This is a genomic window from Azospirillum sp. B510 (assembly GCF_000010725.1).
GTDB lineage: Bacteria > Pseudomonadota > Alphaproteobacteria > Azospirillales > Azospirillaceae > Azospirillum > Azospirillum lipoferum_B.
In genome coordinates this window covers 222,476-237,428 of sequence record NC_013859.1, presented here as the reverse complement: position 1 = coordinate 237,428, position 14,953 = coordinate 222,476, and the positions used below count along the sequence as shown (strand labels likewise).

15 protein-coding genes are annotated in these 14,953 nt (G+C 68.6%); 7 read left to right on the top strand and 8 right to left on the bottom strand.

All coding sequences use genetic code 11. The features are described 5' to 3' along the window. Positions 1 to 3 precede the first annotated feature (3 nt). The 5 genes from AZL_RS31040 to AZL_RS31025 form a co-directional block, all read right to left on the bottom strand. Positions 4 to 2,805 carry a bifunctional diguanylate cyclase/phosphodiesterase gene (locus AZL_RS31040; protein WP_063828259.1) on the bottom strand — a complete coding sequence of 934 codons (2,802 nt, stop codon included), beginning with the start codon at positions 2,803 to 2,805 and terminating at the stop codon, positions 4 to 6. Beyond that, positions 2,805 to 3,311 (bottom strand): hypothetical protein, encoded by a 507-nt coding sequence (locus AZL_RS31035; protein WP_012978322.1) that lies wholly within the window; start codon positions 3,309 to 3,311, stop codon positions 2,805 to 2,807. The genes AZL_RS31040 and AZL_RS31035 overlap by 1 nt, the downstream gene beginning before the upstream one ends. Before the next feature lie 133 nt (positions 3,312 to 3,444). Then, positions 3,445 to 3,615, bottom strand: coding sequence for a hypothetical protein (locus tag AZL_RS36470; protein ID WP_158306030.1), 171 nt, complete (start codon positions 3,613 to 3,615; stop codon positions 3,445 to 3,447). 166 nt (positions 3,616 to 3,781) lie between these two features. Beyond that, on the bottom strand, positions 3,782 to 4,708 hold the full coding sequence (gene prs, locus AZL_RS31030) for a ribose-phosphate diphosphokinase (RefSeq protein ID WP_012978320.1): 927 nt from the start codon (positions 4,706 to 4,708) through the stop codon (positions 3,782 to 3,784). Between the two features lie 116 nt (positions 4,709 to 4,824). Then, a complete protein-coding gene (locus AZL_RS31025; RefSeq protein ID WP_012978319.1) occupies positions 4,825 to 5,373 on the bottom strand; it encodes a hypothetical protein in 549 nt (182 codons plus the stop codon). 105 nt (positions 5,374 to 5,478) lie between these two features. Between AZL_RS31025 and corA the strand changes: the two genes are divergently transcribed. Both corA and AZL_RS31015 read left to right on the top strand, forming a co-directional pair. Further along, positions 5,479 to 6,516: a magnesium/cobalt transporter CorA gene (gene corA, locus AZL_RS31020; protein WP_012978318.1), complete on the top strand. Its 1,038-nt coding sequence runs from the start codon at positions 5,479 to 5,481 to the stop codon at positions 6,514 to 6,516. A 44-nt stretch (positions 6,517 to 6,560) separates the two neighbouring features. Continuing rightward, positions 6,561 to 6,965 carry a hypothetical protein gene (locus tag AZL_RS31015; RefSeq protein WP_042446606.1) on the top strand — a complete coding sequence of 135 codons (405 nt, stop codon included), beginning with the start codon at positions 6,561 to 6,563 and terminating at the stop codon, positions 6,963 to 6,965. Between the two features lie 59 nt (positions 6,966 to 7,024). Here AZL_RS31015 and AZL_RS31010 read toward each other — a convergent pair whose 3' ends face one another. The 3 genes from AZL_RS31010 to AZL_RS36465 all read right to left on the bottom strand — a co-directional run bounded on the left by AZL_RS31010 (position 7,025) and on the right by AZL_RS36465 (position 9,711). Beyond that, positions 7,025 to 8,179 (bottom strand): LysM peptidoglycan-binding domain-containing protein, encoded by a 1,155-nt coding sequence (locus AZL_RS31010; protein WP_247894576.1) that lies wholly within the window; start codon positions 8,177 to 8,179, stop codon positions 7,025 to 7,027. 137 nt (positions 8,180 to 8,316) lie between these two features. Continuing rightward, positions 8,317 to 9,222 (bottom strand): c-type cytochrome, encoded by a 906-nt coding sequence (locus AZL_RS31005; RefSeq protein ID WP_012978316.1) that lies wholly within the window; start codon positions 9,220 to 9,222, stop codon positions 8,317 to 8,319. 3 nt (positions 9,223 to 9,225) lie between these two features. Next, entirely contained in the window at positions 9,226 to 9,711 is a 486-nt protein-coding gene (locus AZL_RS36465) for a c-type cytochrome (protein ID WP_012978315.1), read from the bottom strand. 146 nt (positions 9,712 to 9,857) lie between these two features. Between AZL_RS36465 and AZL_RS30995 the strand changes: the two genes are divergently transcribed. The 5 genes from AZL_RS30995 to AZL_RS30975 all read left to right on the top strand — a co-directional run bounded on the left by AZL_RS30995 (position 9,858) and on the right by AZL_RS30975 (position 14,920). Continuing rightward, positions 9,858 to 10,442: a TIGR00730 family Rossman fold protein gene (locus AZL_RS30995; RefSeq protein ID WP_012978314.1), complete on the top strand. Its 585-nt coding sequence runs from the start codon at positions 9,858 to 9,860 to the stop codon at positions 10,440 to 10,442. A 133-nt stretch (positions 10,443 to 10,575) separates the two neighbouring features. Continuing rightward, positions 10,576 to 12,081, top strand: coding sequence for a replicative DNA helicase (locus tag AZL_RS30990; protein ID WP_012978313.1), 1,506 nt, complete (start codon positions 10,576 to 10,578; stop codon positions 12,079 to 12,081). Next, positions 12,078 to 13,205 (top strand): alanine racemase, encoded by a 1,128-nt coding sequence (gene alr, locus AZL_RS30985; protein WP_012978312.1) that lies wholly within the window; start codon positions 12,078 to 12,080, stop codon positions 13,203 to 13,205. Before AZL_RS30990 ends, alr begins: the two co-directional genes overlap by 4 nt. A gap of 151 nt (positions 13,206 to 13,356) precedes the next feature. Beyond that, complete coding sequence (locus AZL_RS30980; protein ID WP_012978311.1) at positions 13,357 to 14,133, top strand: MlaE family ABC transporter permease; 777 nt, start codon at positions 13,357 to 13,359, stop codon at positions 14,131 to 14,133. Positions 14,134 to 14,143: 10 nt separating this feature from the next. Next, positions 14,144 to 14,920, top strand: coding sequence for an ABC transporter ATP-binding protein (locus tag AZL_RS30975; RefSeq protein ID WP_012978310.1), 777 nt, complete (start codon positions 14,144 to 14,146; stop codon positions 14,918 to 14,920). Positions 14,921 to 14,953 lie beyond the last annotated feature (33 nt).

The window sequence follows — 14,953 nt, the reverse complement described above, 5'->3', positions numbered from 1 at the left end:
GCTTCAGCCCGCCGGCATCGGGGCGAGGGTCTTTCCGCCCAACAGCCGCTCCACCTCGTCCGCCGGAATGGGGCGGCTGAACAGGAAGCCCTGGTAGCTTTCACAGGCGAGATCGCGCAGAAGCTGCAACTGCTCCTGGGTCTCCACCCCCTCGGCGATCACCGACAGGCCCAGGCTGCGGCCCAGCCCGACGATGGCGCGCGGAACGGACGCGTCGCTGTCGCCGGTCGCCAGGTCGCGGATGAAGGAGCGGTCGATCTTCAGCTTGTCGATCGGCAGGCGATGCAGGTAGCTGAGGCTGGAATAGCCGGTGCCGAAATCGTCCAGCGCGATCAGCACGCCGCGCTCCTTCAACGCCATCAGGGTCGCCGCCGCCGCCTCGACATCGCCGATCAGCGTGCTTTCCGTCACCTCGATCTCCAGTTCCGGCCCGCTCAGCCCGTGGACGTCGAGGGCATGGGCGATCTTGGCCGGCAACTGCCCGTCACGGAACTGCGCGCCCGAGATGTTGACCGCCACCGGGACGGACAGGTCGAAGCGCTGGCGCCAGCGCCGGATCTGGGCGCAAGCCTCGAACAGCACCCAGTCGCCCATCGCCACGACCAGCCCGGTCTCCTCCGCCACCGGCAGGAAACGGCCGGGCAGGATCAGCCCCTCCTCGGGATGGCGCCAGCGGATCAGCGCCTCCAGCCCGACGATGCGGCCGGTCAGGGTGTCGACCTGGGGCTGATAGACCAGGAACAGCTGCCCCTCGCGGATGGCCCGGCGCAGACTGCCTTCCAGATCCATGCGCTCGCGCGACTTGGCCCCCATCTCCCGGGTGACGAAGCGGAAGCCGTTCCGACCCTGTTCCTTGGCATGATACATGGCGATGTCGGCGCAGCGGATCAGTTCTTCCGCGTCGTCGGCGTCATCGGGATAGAGGCTGATGCCGATGCTGGGCGTCACCACGAAACTCTGGCCGCCGACCGGGAAGGGGCTGGCCAGATGCGCCACCACCTTTTCCGCGACGCGGGCGGCGTCGGCCGGCTCCGTCACCCGGCGCAGGACGATCAGGAACTCGTCGCCGCCCAGCCGGCCGACCGTGTCGGAGTCGCGCAAACCCGCCTGCAACCGGCGCGCGACCGAGCGCAACACCTCGTCGCCGAAGCTGTGGCCCAGACTGTCGTTGATGATCTTGAAACGGTCGAGATCGATGAACAGGACCGCCACCTTGGTGCCGTCGCGTCGTGCCTCGCGCAGGGCCTGGGCGATGCGGTCATAGAGCAGCACCCGGTTGGGCAGGCTGGTCAGCGCGTCGAAATGAGCCAGATACTGGATGTGCTGTTCAGCCCGGCGCTTCTCGCCGATGTCCTCGGCGAAGGCCAGGACGAACTTGAGCACCCCGTCCGAGGTGACCGGCTGGAAATGCAGGCTGAAATGGCTGCGCCGGCCACCCAGGACCAGCGGCTGGTCGGATTCGAGCTTGCCGCTTTCCCCCTGCAACGCCGCCTCCAGCGCGAAGACCGCCGCCTGATCCCCGAAGCGAAGCCGCGCGTCGGTGCCCAGCAGGTCCCGCGGCGGCCGGCCGGCCGCGGCGGCGAAGGCCGGGTTGCATTCCATCAGCACCCCGTCGGCGCCGACCAGCGCGATGCCCAGCGGCGCCTGGGTGAGAAGCTGCTGGCGTTCCTCCTCCCGCAAGCGGAGCGACGCCGTCATCACGCCAGCCAGTTCGAGCGCGCGGGAATGGGTGACCAACCCCATCCGCAGGATCAGCGCCAGCGCGATGCTGAGCCCGGTACCGCCGGCCAGGACCGCTCCCGGCACCCACTCATGCGCGCCGAACCGGCCATTGGGAAGACTGTCGTAGCGGACAGTCCAGATCCGCCCGCCGACCGGCAGTTCCCGGATCAGGTGCGGGCCGGGCTTGACCTCCGGTGGGCGACGGCTGCGGTAGAGGGGGATTTCAGCCTCGGCCGGCGGCGCATCGTAGATCTCCAGCCCGGTGTCGGGCCGGTTCTCGTCGATCAGCCCGTCCAGCAGCGGGGCTATCCTGACCGGGGTCAGTACCGCTCCGGTGAAGGAGGCACGCCGGGCCTCCAGGGACGGCGGCAACGGGTCGCCGCGATATGTGGCCTGATACAGGATGAAGGCGGGCTTGGCGCCGGCCAACTCGTCGGTCTTCAGCGTGATCGCCCGGGTGGCCGCCGGCTCGCCGCTGTCGCGCGCGCGGTCGATGGTGGATCGCCTGCTCGCCTCCGAAGCCATGTCGAAGCCGATGAGCCGCACAGTCGCCTCGTTGACCGGGGCGTTGAAGAGGGTGACCACCCGCTCCGCCCCGGCCGCTCCTCCGGCCGTCTCGGGCCAGATCCGGAAGGTCGAGAGGCCGGCCGCCCGCATCGATGCCACCAGGTCGCCGGCCCGATCGGCCGCAACGGCGCGGGCATAGCCGATGGAGATGATGCCGGGGTAACGCTCCGGCACGTCCAGCGCTTCGACGAAACGGTTCCACTGCGTCCAGTGCAGGTCGGGAAAGGTCATCATCAGCGAGGCGGCGCCGCGCGCCACCTGTTCGTATCCGCGCAGCCGGTCCGTCAGCTGTCCATGGATCTCCTCGACCCGCGTGCCAAAGCGATGCTCCACTTCCCGGTACAGCAAGCGTTCGGAATGGACCATGAACAGCAGGGATAACCCCACGCCGACAACCAGGGCCAGAACGGGAATGGCGACCGGCAAGCGCAGATTGCGCAGGATACGGCGAAAGGCATGGTCCGGGCCGGAGGCCGGCGTGCTGTCCGAGGTGGGGTCGGCCGCCGTTTCCGGCATCAGAACTCCTCTAGGATCTTCGGACTGGTCAGCAGGAGTTTTTCGATCATGCCCAGGATCTGCTCGATCTTGGTGCGGGTGGCGTCCAGTTCGTCCGCCGTCTTGTCGTCGATGCCGGCTTCCATCAGCATGGTATCGAAGGTATGCAGCGTCTCGTTGAAGGCCTTCTGCTCGGCCACCAGAACGTCGAAGGCCCCCAGCGAGGCGGTCAACGCCAGCGGCGGGTCGCTGACGAAGGAATGGCTGATGTCGGTGAAGATGGCGATGGCGCTCAACTTCTGCCGCAGAACCCATTGCGGGAAGTTCGGTGGCAGCTCCCTTCCGGCGGTCTCCAGCCTTTCCTGGATCGAGAAGACCAGTCCCTGGATATCGAGATAGGCCGCGCGGATTTCGCGGAAGCGGGGAAAGGTCTTGGGCTTTCCCGCGGCCCGCAGGCGGCCCAACGCTGCGATGTCATCGGTCAGCTTGCGGGCCATCCGAAGCACGACGTCCGTTACCTTCGACATCAAACGCCTCCGCTCAACGGATCATCCTCGCGCCCACCCTCGCGCATCATCGGCACGGGCACGCCGGTACCAGCCGCCTTCGGCAAGGCTACACCAGTTCCTATGCCAAACGTTAGTATTACCGGCATGACGATCAGAATCCCACGGCGGACGCACGCCCCACCTCCGCCAGCTCGGTCAGCATGCGGGCGGTATTGCCATGGTCATCGGCCGGATGGCCAAAGCCGGCCGGCAGGACAAGCTCCTCCCGCTCCAGACCGAAAGCCAACCCGTCCGTCCGCCGACCGGCAGCCCCATCAGGCATGTCTTCATCCATCGCGCTGTTTTCGCGACGCATGGCCGTTTCTCACGCCACGTTCTCTGATCGACTGAAGCCTAGGCCCGAATTTTCGGACCCGGCAACCTGGGGCTACCGGCATGAGGGAGAAAAAGGCCCCCCTCATCCCTTCGGCCCCTCTCCCGGAAAGCCATCAAACCGCGGAAAGGGAGCGTATGGCGTCGGCGATCAGACCGCTCAGCGACAGGGCGTTGGTCGGATGCGGCACGCCGTCGCAGGACAGTGGCGGTTCAAGCCCCTCCGCCGCGAACCGGCCGGCGACGGCCTCTCCGAACAGGGCATGGACGCCATACACCCGCAGCTCATCGGCCCCGAGAATCCGCGCCGCCCGTGCGCAGGAGAAGATCGTCTCGCCGGAACTGATGACGTCGTCGACGATCACCACCGGCCGGCCATGGATCGGCGCGTCCGGGGGCAGCGCCACCGTCACGTCACGGTCGCCGCGCCGCTCCTTGCGCCCGACGATGCCGGTCAGGCCCAGCGGTCCGGCCACCGCCTCGACCAGCGGAGCGGATTCCTCGTCGGGCCCGACGATGACGGTGTCGGGTGTCACGCCGGCGGCCCGCAGATGATCGGCGATCGGCGCCGCTCCGCTCAGCGCGACGGAGGGGCGGCCGACGAACACCTCGTCCAGCCTGTGGGTGCGGTGCAGATGCGGCTCGACGCAGACGAAACGGTCGAAACAGCGGCCGAGCCAGTCACCGACCACCGTCTGGCTGACCGGTTCGCCCGGCCTGAAGATGGCATCCTGCCGCATATAGGCCATATAGGGCGCCACCAGGCAGAGGTCGGTCGCCCCCTGGCGCCGCAGGACGGAGGCGGCGAGCGTCAATTCGACCAGCTTGTCGTTCGGCCGGTCGAGCGATCGGTAGACGATGGCGCGTTCCACCGGCTCCGGCAGACGGACCAGACTTTCCCCATCGGGAAAGCGGTGAAGCTCGGCGATGTGGCAGGGAATGCCCAGTGCCGCGGCCAGACGGCGCGCGGCGTCGGCCGATTCCGGAAAACCGCAGACACCGGTATGGAAGCTCTCTTCCCGGCCGCCCGTATTGCGGGCCATAGCCCATCCCCCTTTGCCACTTTCGACGGCAACAAGCTTGGCGCAGCCGGCGCGGGGCGGTCAACCATGGCGAAAGGCGGACAGCCGGGTCCCCTCCCTCCCGCCCTGTCACCCCGTCAGTCCCGATCTCCGTCGGCCTCGTCCGCCTCGGATGACTGGGGATCGACCGGAATGCTCTCCGCCTTGCGGGCGAGCCATTGGAAGGCGCCCAACCCGACCACCATCGACACCACCACCCCCAGCAGCATCACCGGATAGATCATCGCGGCGATCTCGCCGGTGCGCGCCTCGAACACCAGCACCAGTCCCTCCAGGCTGGCGGCGATGATGATGGTGGTCAGGAACTTGGTCAGGGTGCGGCGGGCCTCGTCGGCGCGGCGCAGCTCGCGCTCGCGGACGATCTCCTCCTCGTAGAGATATTTGGCGATCTCGAACACGGCGATGGCCAGCACGATCATCCCCACCCCGTCGAGCATGGCGGCGGTCAGGGCGCCGCCGTCGAGCGCCGCCACGCCTTCCACCACCGTCACGACGGACAGGCCGACAAACAGCAGGGCGAACAGGCTGAGCGTCGCCGCCGCCAGCACATACATCCAGCGCGTCACCGATTGGAACATCGCCCCGCTCTCCTCCGCCCAGGCCGGCCCCTGGCACAGACAACGCATGGGGCGGCCGGTCAGCCCGGACGGCCGCGGCGGATCGGTCGACGCTGCAGGGGAACCTCTTTAGAGTGGCGCCGACCCGCCGCCCTTGATCCGGTTCTCCCATCCATGACGCTGCCACCAGACCCGACAGACTCCCGCCATTCCACCCAGGGCACCACCCATAACCCCGCCAATAACCCCGTGGTGGCGAGTGCTGCCTATTGCGACGGCCGGCGCGTCGCCGACCTGCCGGTCGCCGAGGCCGGCGCCTGGGCCGCCAGGGAAAACCACTTCGTCTGGATCGGGCTGTGGGAGCCGGACGAGCCTCTGCTGATGGAGGTCAAACGCCAGTTCGGCCTGCATGAGCTGGCGGTGGAGGATGCGCTGCATGCCCATCAGCGCCCCAAGCTGGACGTCTATGGCGACAGCCTGTTCATGGTCCTGCGCACCGCCCGGCTGGAGAAGGGCGAGCTGGTTCTGGGCGAGACCCATGTCTTCGCCGGCCGCGGCTATGTCGTCACCGTGCGGCACGGCGCATCCACCAGCTATTCGCCGGTGCGGGCTCGGGCGGAAAGCGCGCCGCATCTGCTGAAGCATGGCGAGGACTTCATCGTCTACACCATCATGGATTACGTGGTGGACTGCTATTTCCCCGTGCTCGACCAGATGGCCGCCACGGTGGACGAGCTGGACGCCCTGCTGATCGCCCGTCCGCCCAGCATGGCGGAGATCGAGCGCATCCACCAGCTGCGCCGCGACCTGGAGCGGCTGCGCCGCAACGCCTCGCCGTTGCTGGAGGTCTGCTCGCGGCTGGAGCGCTTCGACCTGCCGATGATCGACCCGGCGATCCGGCCCTATTACCGCGACGTCCAGGACCATGTGATCCGCGTCAACGAACAGATCGGCTCGCTGCGCGAGGTGCTGTCCTTCGCCTTCGAAACCAGTATGATCCTGGCCGCCGCGCGACAGAACGACGTGACGCGCAAGCTGGCCGCCTGGGCCGCCATCCTCGCCGTGCCGACGGCCATCGCCGGCCTCTACGGCATGAACTTCGAGCATATGCCGGAGCTTCACTGGCGCTACGGCTATCCGGGGGCCCTGGCGGTGATCGTCACGGTCTGCGTGGGGCTCTATGTCCGCTTCCGGCGGATGGGATGGCTGTGACGGCGCTCCCGTTGGGGCGTTCCGCTTGAACTTTGGTGACGGACATGACCGACGCGACGACCACGCTGCACACCCTGCTCGACGCCTATCTGCGCTGCCCGGTGGAGGCGGCGCGCATGGAGCTGGAGCAGGCGCTGCGCGGCTACCAGACCGATTGGATCCGTGCGCGCGCCGGGGCCGATGCCCCGCCGATGCCCGCGGCGACCCCCGCACCGGCGGTGAAACCGGCGGTGGCGAAGCCGCGTTTCCCCATCGCCGCGGCCGACCTCGAGATTCTGAAACGTCTGGCCGATGGCTGGCCCGGCACCACCGCCGAGGTGGCGCGCTGGGCCTGGTTCGAGAATCGCGAACTGGTGACGCTGGACCCCAATCCGGCCGGCGAGGGGCCGGAAATGCTGCGGCTCGCCCCGCTCGGCTGGGCCGCCATCGGCCGGACGCCGCCGGGCTGACGGCGCCGGCGGTTCGAAGGCACCGGATTGGGGCCGTCCCCTCGGTTCACCCGCGGCCCTCAGTTCACCTGCGGCAGGGCGAAGATCTGGCCGGGATAGATCAGGTCGGGATCGCGGATCTGGTCGCGGTTGGCGGTGTAGATGGTGGTATAGAGCATGCCGTCGCCATAGGTGCGGCGCGCCAGCCGCCACAGGCTGTTGCCGGGCTGGACGACGACGTTGCGGCCGTCGGTGGCGGCCGGCATGGCGGAGACCTGGACCGGCAGTTCGGCCCGCGCCACCACCTTGCCCGACAGCGTGACCTGATCGGCGCGCAGGGTGTAGATGCCGGGATCGATCAGCTTTTCCGGGGTCAGGCGCCAGTTGCCCTTGGGATCGCTGTGCGCCCGTCCGACCAGGATGTTGTCGAGATAGAGCTGCACCGCGCTGTTGGGCGCCGCCCGCCCGCCCAGAGCCACCCGGCCGGCGGGATCGTAATCCATCGTCTCCACCGACACGCCGCCCGGCGGGGCCGGCGCCCCGGTGTCGGGCACCGGCGGTGCCTGCAACACCGAACTGCCACCCATGGCCGGCGGCGTGCCGGCCAGACCCTCGCGCGGCACCGCCACCGCGACCGCGGCGGACGGAGCGGCGGAAGCAGAAGCAGAGGCCGGGGCGCCGGCCGTCTTCGCCGCCGGTTCCGGCACCATCACCACGACCACCTTGTCGGCGGGGACCGGAGCGGCGGCGCCGGGACGGGTTTCGGTCAGGTTCAGTTCGCGGGTACCGGGGGCCAGCGGCTTGTCGGGCAGCATCACCCATTCGCCGCGCTGGTCGGCCTTGGCCGAGGCGACCGGGATGGCGCCATCGGTGACCGTCACCTGCGAGCCGGGAGCCGCGCGGCCGGCGATCACCGTCGCCCCGTCCGGCGCCACCCGCACCACGTCGAAGCTGGGGGCGGCGGAGCTGGCAGCGGTTGGGCTGGCAGCGGTTGGGTTGACAACGGCCGGGTTGGCCGGGGCGGCAGCGGGTGGCGCAGCCCGCACCGCGGCGGACGCCCCAACCGGAGCCGGGGCAGGGGTTGGGGAAAGGGTTGGGGCCGGGGCGGATGCCTGCTTCACCGGCGCCGCGGCGGATTTGTCGGCCTCCGGCTTGCCGGCTGGCCACAGGGCGACCAGCGCCGCCCCCCCCATCAGCACCACGCCCACCGCGGCGAGCAGCAAGTTTCGCTTCACCTGAACACCCATCCGGCCGCCCGCCACCATGGCAGGATGCCTGACTATACCAGAAGGAGAGGTCCCAAAAGAATGGCGCCGTTGCCGCGAAAGCATCCTCCGAACGGGCTGGATCGCCCCTTCGGATCATCACGGCGTCACTCCTTGGCCGCGACCGTCTTCAGATAGGCGGCGATGGCGGCCCGGTCGTCGGCGGTCAGCTTGGAGGTGGTGTTGCGCACGACCTCCCCCATCGCCCCGCCGACGACGTCGCCGTCCGGGGTCAGGCCGGCCTCCAGGAACAGCGTCAGGTCGCCATCCGACCAGCCGCCGATCCCCTTGCCCTTGGCGGTGGCGCCGGTGATGCCCGGCACCTTGTCGCCGTCGGGGCCGTCCGGGTTGCCGGCCAGATAGCGGTCGGCGTCCAACCCGCCGAGCGGGCCGCGCGGGCTGTGGCATTCGGCGCAATGGCCCAGCGCATCGACCAGGTAGCGCCCGCGGTTCCAGGCCGCCGGCCGGGCCGGATCATCGGGCACCGGGCCGGGGGTCAGATACATCCATTGCCAGGCCGGCAGCAGGAAGCGCCAGGAGAAGGGCGGCGACAGCTCATGCGGCTTGTTGGCGGCGGCGACCGCCGGCCGGCTGAACAGGTACGCCTTCAGATCCAGCAGGTCGCGGTCGGTCATCCGCGTGTAGCTGGCATAGGGGAAGGCCGGGAACAGCGCCGCGCCGTCCGGCCGTACCCCCTCGCGGACGGCGCGGATGAAGTCGGCGTCGCTCCAGCGGCCGATGCCGGTCTGCGGATCCGGCGTGATGTTGGGGGTGTGGAAGGTGCCGAAGGGCGTGACCAGCGCCCGCCCGCCGGCCAGCGGTTGACCGCCGCCCTTCTCATCGGTGTGGCAACCGAGGCAGCCGGCGGCGTTGAAGAGGTAGGCGCCCCGCTCCACCGGGCCGCCCATCGTGCCGCCCACCGGGCCGCCGTCCGTCTCCCCGGCGGCACGCGCGCCGCCGCCCGCGACGGCAAGCGGCAGCAGGATCGCGGCGGCGGTCAGGAGGCGCCGCATCGCTCAATTCTTCTTGACGCGGAAATCCTCGTGGCAGCTCCCGCAGGTCTTGGAGGTGGCGCCGAGCGCCTGGGCGATCTGCGCGCGGTCGCCGGTCTTGATGGCGGCGTTCAGCTTCTCGGCCGCCGGCTGGACGGCGCTCCAGTATTTCTGCGCCTCGGGCCAATTCTTCCACAGCTCCGGCTTGGCGGCGCTGTCGGCCACGCCGACGGCGGTGCCTTCGGGGAAGATCATCTTCGGGTCCATCTTCGAGACCGCCAGCACGGCCTCCGCCCCCTTGGCCGCGTCCTCGGCGGTGGCGCCCTCGTTCTTGACGAATTTGGCGACGGCGCCCATGCCGCCGCCCAGCTTCTTCATGGTCTGCTGCCGGTCCTTCACCTGTTCCGCCGGATCGGCGGCCCCGGCGCTGCCCGCCGACATGCCGAACAGCGTGAACATCAGACCGGCGACGGACGCCGCCGCAAGGACATTGACGACCCGGTTGCTCATGTGGTCTCCCTCCCGATGATGCCATGGCTTAACGGTGCCTGTGCCGCTGTTGACGCGCCGCCCCCACCCGATATTCCATGGCCTCGACCGGATTTTTTACGGCCCCGCTCCCGATGGCTGGCGGTGGCGAGAAAGGTTGACCCGCGATGAAGAGCCTGTCGTCCGTCTGCGTCTATTGCGGCGCCTCCGCCCGTGTCGCCGATGTCCACAAGGAAGCCGCCCACGCGCTGGGCGACGGGCTGGCGCGGCGCGGCATCCGCATGGTCTATGGCGGCGGGCGGGTCGGGCTGATGGGCATCGCCGCGGATGCCGCCATCGCCGCCGGCGGCGAGGTGGTCGGCATCATCCCCGAACACATCCAGTCGGCGGAGGTGGAGCACACCGGCCTGACCGAGCTGCATGTCGTCGACAGCATGCACACCCGCAAGCGCATGATGGTGGAGCGGTCGGACGCCTTCGTCATCCTGCCAGGCGGCCTGGGCACGCTGGACGAGGCCTTCGAGATCCTGACCTGGAAACAGTTGCAGCTGCATGACAAGCCGATCGTCATCGCCGACGTCGACGGCTATTGGCGTCCGCTGCTCGGCCTGATCGACCATATGGTCGCCCAGGGCTTCGCCCGTATCGACCGCTCCACCCTCTACCGCGTAGCCGATCATGTCGACGGCGTCTTCGCGGCGCTGGAGGCGATGCCGGACGCCGCCCACCCGGCCCAACCGAAGAAGCTTTGAGGCGATATCAGGCCCCTCCCGCGGTTATCCCCGGACTTCCCAGCCTGTGGATAACTTCTGTGCACAGCTTTTGTGAAGAGCACCCCGCCCTTCACCGAGCGTTCCCGTTCCGTTTCTGCTATTGTGTTCCGCCATGAGCAACCAGACCTCCTCGCTGTTCGATCCCCGCCCCTCATCCGCGGTCAAGCCGACGGCGGAATACCGCACGCCCCCCAACAACGAGGAGGCGGAGCAGGCGCTGCTGGGCGCGATCCTGGTCAACAACAAGGCCTATGAGAAGGTCGGCGAGTTCCTGCGGCCGGAGCATTTCTACGACCCGGCCCACCAGCGCATCTTCGCCGCCATCAACAAGATGATCGACCGCGGCCAGATCGCCAATCCGGTGACGCTGAAGTCGCTGTTCGACAACGACCCCGAACTGGCGGTGGAGGGCGGCAGCGCCTATCTGGCCGAGCTGGCGGCCAATGTGGTGACGGTGGTGAACGCCGCCGATTACGGCAAGACCATCCACGACCTGTTCATCCGCCGGCAGCTGATCGAGGTCGGCACCGACATGGTGAACGAGGCGTACCGCCACGACCTCGACGTCACGGCGCTCGACCAGATCGGCGAGGCGGAGAAGCAGCTGTTCGATCTCGCCTCCACCGGCGACGTCCAGGGCGGCTTCGTGGCGTTCGGCGAGTCGGTCAAGCACGCCATCGCCACGGCGGAGGTGGCCTTCCGCCGCTCCAGCCACGTCACCGGCGTCACCACCGGCCTGATCGACATCGACCGCAAGCTGGGCGGCCTGCACCCGTCGGACCTGATCATCCTCGCCGGACGCCCGTCGATGGGCAAGACGGCGCTCGCCACCAACATCGCCTTCAACGCCGCCAAGGCGCACATGCGCTCCTCCGGCCAGGAAGGCGGCGTCGTCGGCTTCTTCTCGCTGGAAATGTCGGCGGAACAGCTCGCCACCCGTATCCTCGCCGACGAGGTGCAGGTGCCGGGCGACAAGATCCGCCGCGGCGAGATCCGCGACACCGACTTCCCGAAATTCGTCCAGGCCAGCCAGGATTTGGCCCGCTGCCCCTTTTATGTCGACGACACGCCGGCGCTGTCGGTCGCCGCGGTGCGCACGCGCTGCCGCCGGCTGAAGCGCACGTCCGGCCTCAGCATGGTGGTGGTCGATTACCTCCAGCTTCTGCGCGGCTCGTCGTCGCGCGGGTCGGAGAACCGGGTGCAGGAAATCTCGGAGATCACCCGCGGCCTGAAGGCCATCGCCAAGGAGCTGGACGTGCCGGTGGTGGCGCTGTCGCAGCTGAGCCGCGCGGTGGAGCTGCGCGAGGACAAGCGCCCGCAACTGGCCGACCTGCGCGAATCGGGCTCGATCGAGCAGGACGCCGACGTCGTGATGTTCGTTTTCCGCGAACAATATTATCTTGAGCGCGCCGAGCCCTCGCGCCGGCCCGACGAGAGCGACGACAAGTTCAACGACCGTTACCAGCGCTGGCAGCAGCGCCTGGGCGAGGTGCACAACACCGCCGAGGTGATCATCGCCAAGCAGCGTCACGGTCCGATCGGCACCGTCCGTCTCTACTTCGACGGCCAGTTCACCAAGTTCGGCGATCTCGACCAACACCACCAGAGCGACGAGTGACCAACGTGACGAGCGACCTGACCCCGCGCGCCGATTCCTTCCTCACCGTGGATCTGGGCGCCGTTGTCGCCAACTGGGCCCAACTGCGCGACCGCGTCGCCCCCGCCGAATGCTCCGCCGTGGTCAAGGCCGACGCCTATGGCCTCGGGGTCGCGCGGGTAGTGCCGGCGCTGGCCGCCGCCGGCTGCCGGACCTTCGTCGTCGCCCAGTTCGAGGAGGCGCTGGCCGTCCGCCGGGCGCTGGAGCCGGTGGCTCCCCAGGCCCAGGTCTTCTCGCTGGGCGGTATGCCGCCGGGCTGCGAAGGGGAGTTCCTCGCCAACCGCATCCTGCCGGTGTTGAACCATCTGAGCGGGATCGCCTCCTGGCGGGCCTTCGCCGCCTCGCGGGGAGAGGTTCTGCCGGCGGTGGTCCACATCGACACCGGCATGAACCGCCTGGGCCTCGGCCCCGACGAGCTGGACGACCTCGCCGCCCATCCGGAATGGCTGGAGGGGATCGATGTCCGCTATTGGATGACCCACCTCGCCTGTGCCGAGGATTTCGACAATCCGATGAACGGCGAGCAGCTCGACCGTTTCCGCGACGCCCTGGCCCGGCTGCCGAAGGCGAAGGCCAGCTTCGCCAACTCGTCGGGCATCTTCCATGGCAAGGATTATCACTTCGACCTCGCCCGGCCGGGCTGCGCCCTTTACGGCGTCAACCCGACGCCGCGACTGCCCAACCCGATGCGCGGCACCGTGCGGCTGGATGCGAGGCTGCTTCAGGTGCGCAACTGCGCCTCCCCGATGACCGTCGGCTATGCCGCCGCCCATAAAGTCACCGGCCCGGTGCGGATCGCCACCATCGGCATCGGCTATGCCGACGGCTACATGCGGTCGCTCGGCGGCAAGGGGCATGTCTTCGTCGACGGCGTCGCCGCGCCGATCGTCGGACGCATCTCCATGGACCTGATCACCATCGACGTCACCGGCCTGCCGGAGTCGGTGGCCCATGCCGGCCGGATGGTCGAGCTGATCGGCCCCAACCGCCCGGTCGACCGGGTGGCGGAAGAGGCCGGCACCATCGGCTACGAGATCATGACCTCGCTCGGCCGCCGCTATCACCGGGTTTATGTCGGGGCGTGACTTTGAAGTCCCTCTTCCGGGGCGGGAGGGGGCGACGCCACGCCCCTCCCCCTGCGAAGTCCCCCGCGAAGTCCAAGGATGACCGCGACGCTCATCGGTGCTATGACCGCTTCGCCCAAATGAGATTCAAACCAAGGATGCGGGCCGACTGATGGGTTTCCTCGCCGCCACCGGCCGGGCCTTCCTGATCTTCCTGGAAGCGACCGGCCGCCTCGCCCTGTTCACCGGATCCGCCCTGTCGCACTGCGTGCGCCCGCCGCTCTATCCACGCCAGATCCTGCGGCAGATGATCGACATCGGCTATTACTCGCTGCCGGTGGTCGGGCTGACGGCGCTGTTCACCGGCATGGTGCTGGCCCTGCAAAGCTACAGCGGCTTCTCCCGCTTCCAGGCGGAGGGCGCCATCGCCACCGTCGTCGTGCTGTCGATCACGCGCGAATTGGGGCCGGTGCTGGCCGGCCTGATGGTGGCGGGACGCATCGGCGCCGCCATGGCGGCGGAGATCGGCACCATGCGGGTGACCGAGCAGATCGACGCGCTGTCGACCCTGTCGACCAACCCCTACAAATATCTGGTGGCGCCGCGCCTGATCGCCGGGCTGACCATGGTGCCGCTTCTGGTGGTCGTCGCCGACATCATCGGCGTGTTCGGCGGCTTCCTGGTCGGCGTCTACCGGCTGGACTTCAACGCCGCCAGCTACATCAACCGCACCTGGGAATTCCTGCAACCGGTCGACGTCATCTCCGGTCTGGTCAAGGCGGCGATCTTCGGTTTCCTGATCGCGCTGATGGGCTGCTACCACGGCTACCACTCCAAGGGCGGCGCCCAGGGCGTCGGTGCTGCGACCACCAACGCCGTGGTGTCGGCCTCGATCATGATCCTGGTGTGGAACTACCTGATCACCGGCCTCTTCTTCTCGACCAAGTGAGCGCCATCGCATGACCTCTGTCCCGAAGATCGCGCTCAAGGGCGTCACCAAGCATTTCGGTCCGAAGAAGGTGCTGAACGGCATCGACCTGGAGGTCGCCAAGGGCGAGTCGCTGGTGGTCATCGGCGGATCGGGCACCGGCAAGTCGGTGATGCTGAAAAGCATCCTCGGCCTGCTGTCCCCCGATTCCGGCTCGATCCAGGTCGATGGCGTCGAGACGACCCGGCTGCGCGCGCGCGAGCGCGAGAAGCTGCTGCACAAGTTCGGCATGCTGTTCCAGGGCGCCGCCCTGTTCGACAGCCTGACGGTGTGGGAGAATGTCGCCTTCGGCCTGATCCAGGGCGAGCATATGCCGCGGGCCCAGGCCAAGGAGATCGCCGTCGCCAAGCTGGGCGCCGTCGGCCTCGGCCCCGACGTGGCCGAACTGTCGCCGGCCGAACTGTCGGGCGGCATGCAGAAGCGCGTCGGCCTCGCCCGCGCCATCGCCGACGAGCCGGAGATCATCTTCTTCGACGAGCCGACGACCGGCCTCGACCCGATCATGGCCGACGTCATCAACGAGCTGATCGTGCAGTGCGTGAAGGATCTCGGCGCCACCGCCGTCACCATCACCCACGACATGGCCTCGGCCCGCAAGATCGCCGACCGCATCGCCATGATCTATCAGGGCCGGATCATCTGGACCGGCCACGCCCGCGATATCGACAATTCCGGCAACGCCTATGTCGACCAGTTCGTCCATGGCCGGGCGGACGGTCCGATCAAGATGCAGATCAAGGCGCTGTGAACCGAAGCGGCGCCGGCCTCGCCAATTGATGCA

Excerpts from the sequence above, each read along its gene's own strand:
- AZL_RS31040 (WP_063828259.1), bottom strand. The coding sequence starts at position 2,805 with ATGCCGGAAACGGCGGCCGACCCCACCTCGGACAGCACGCCGGCCTCC.
- AZL_RS31035 (WP_012978322.1), bottom strand. The coding sequence starts at position 3,311 with ATGTCGAAGGTAACGGACGTCGTGCTTCGGATGGCCCGCAAGCTGACC.
- AZL_RS36470 (WP_158306030.1), bottom strand. The coding sequence starts at position 3,615 with ATGCCTGATGGGGCTGCCGGTCGGCGGACGGACGGGTTGGCTTTCGGT.
- prs (WP_012978320.1), bottom strand. The coding sequence starts at position 4,708 with ATGGCCCGCAATACGGGCGGCCGGGAAGAGAGCTTCCATACCGGTGTC.
- AZL_RS31025 (WP_012978319.1), bottom strand. The coding sequence starts at position 5,373 with ATGCGTTGTCTGTGCCAGGGGCCGGCCTGGGCGGAGGAGAGCGGGGCG.
- corA (WP_012978318.1), top strand. The coding sequence starts at position 5,479 with ATGACGCTGCCACCAGACCCGACAGACTCCCGCCATTCCACCCAGGGC.
- AZL_RS31015 (WP_042446606.1), top strand. The coding sequence starts at position 6,561 with ATGACCGACGCGACGACCACGCTGCACACCCTGCTCGACGCCTATCTG.
- AZL_RS31005 (WP_012978316.1), bottom strand. The coding sequence starts at position 9,222 with ATGCGGCGCCTCCTGACCGCCGCCGCGATCCTGCTGCCGCTTGCCGTC.
- AZL_RS36465 (WP_012978315.1), bottom strand. The coding sequence starts at position 9,711 with ATGAGCAACCGGGTCGTCAATGTCCTTGCGGCGGCGTCCGTCGCCGGT.
- AZL_RS30995 (WP_012978314.1), top strand. The coding sequence starts at position 9,858 with ATGAAGAGCCTGTCGTCCGTCTGCGTCTATTGCGGCGCCTCCGCCCGT.
- AZL_RS30990 (WP_012978313.1), top strand. The coding sequence starts at position 10,576 with ATGAGCAACCAGACCTCCTCGCTGTTCGATCCCCGCCCCTCATCCGCG.
- AZL_RS30980 (WP_012978311.1), top strand. The coding sequence starts at position 13,357 with ATGGGTTTCCTCGCCGCCACCGGCCGGGCCTTCCTGATCTTCCTGGAA.
- AZL_RS30975 (WP_012978310.1), top strand. The coding sequence starts at position 14,144 with ATGACCTCTGTCCCGAAGATCGCGCTCAAGGGCGTCACCAAGCATTTC.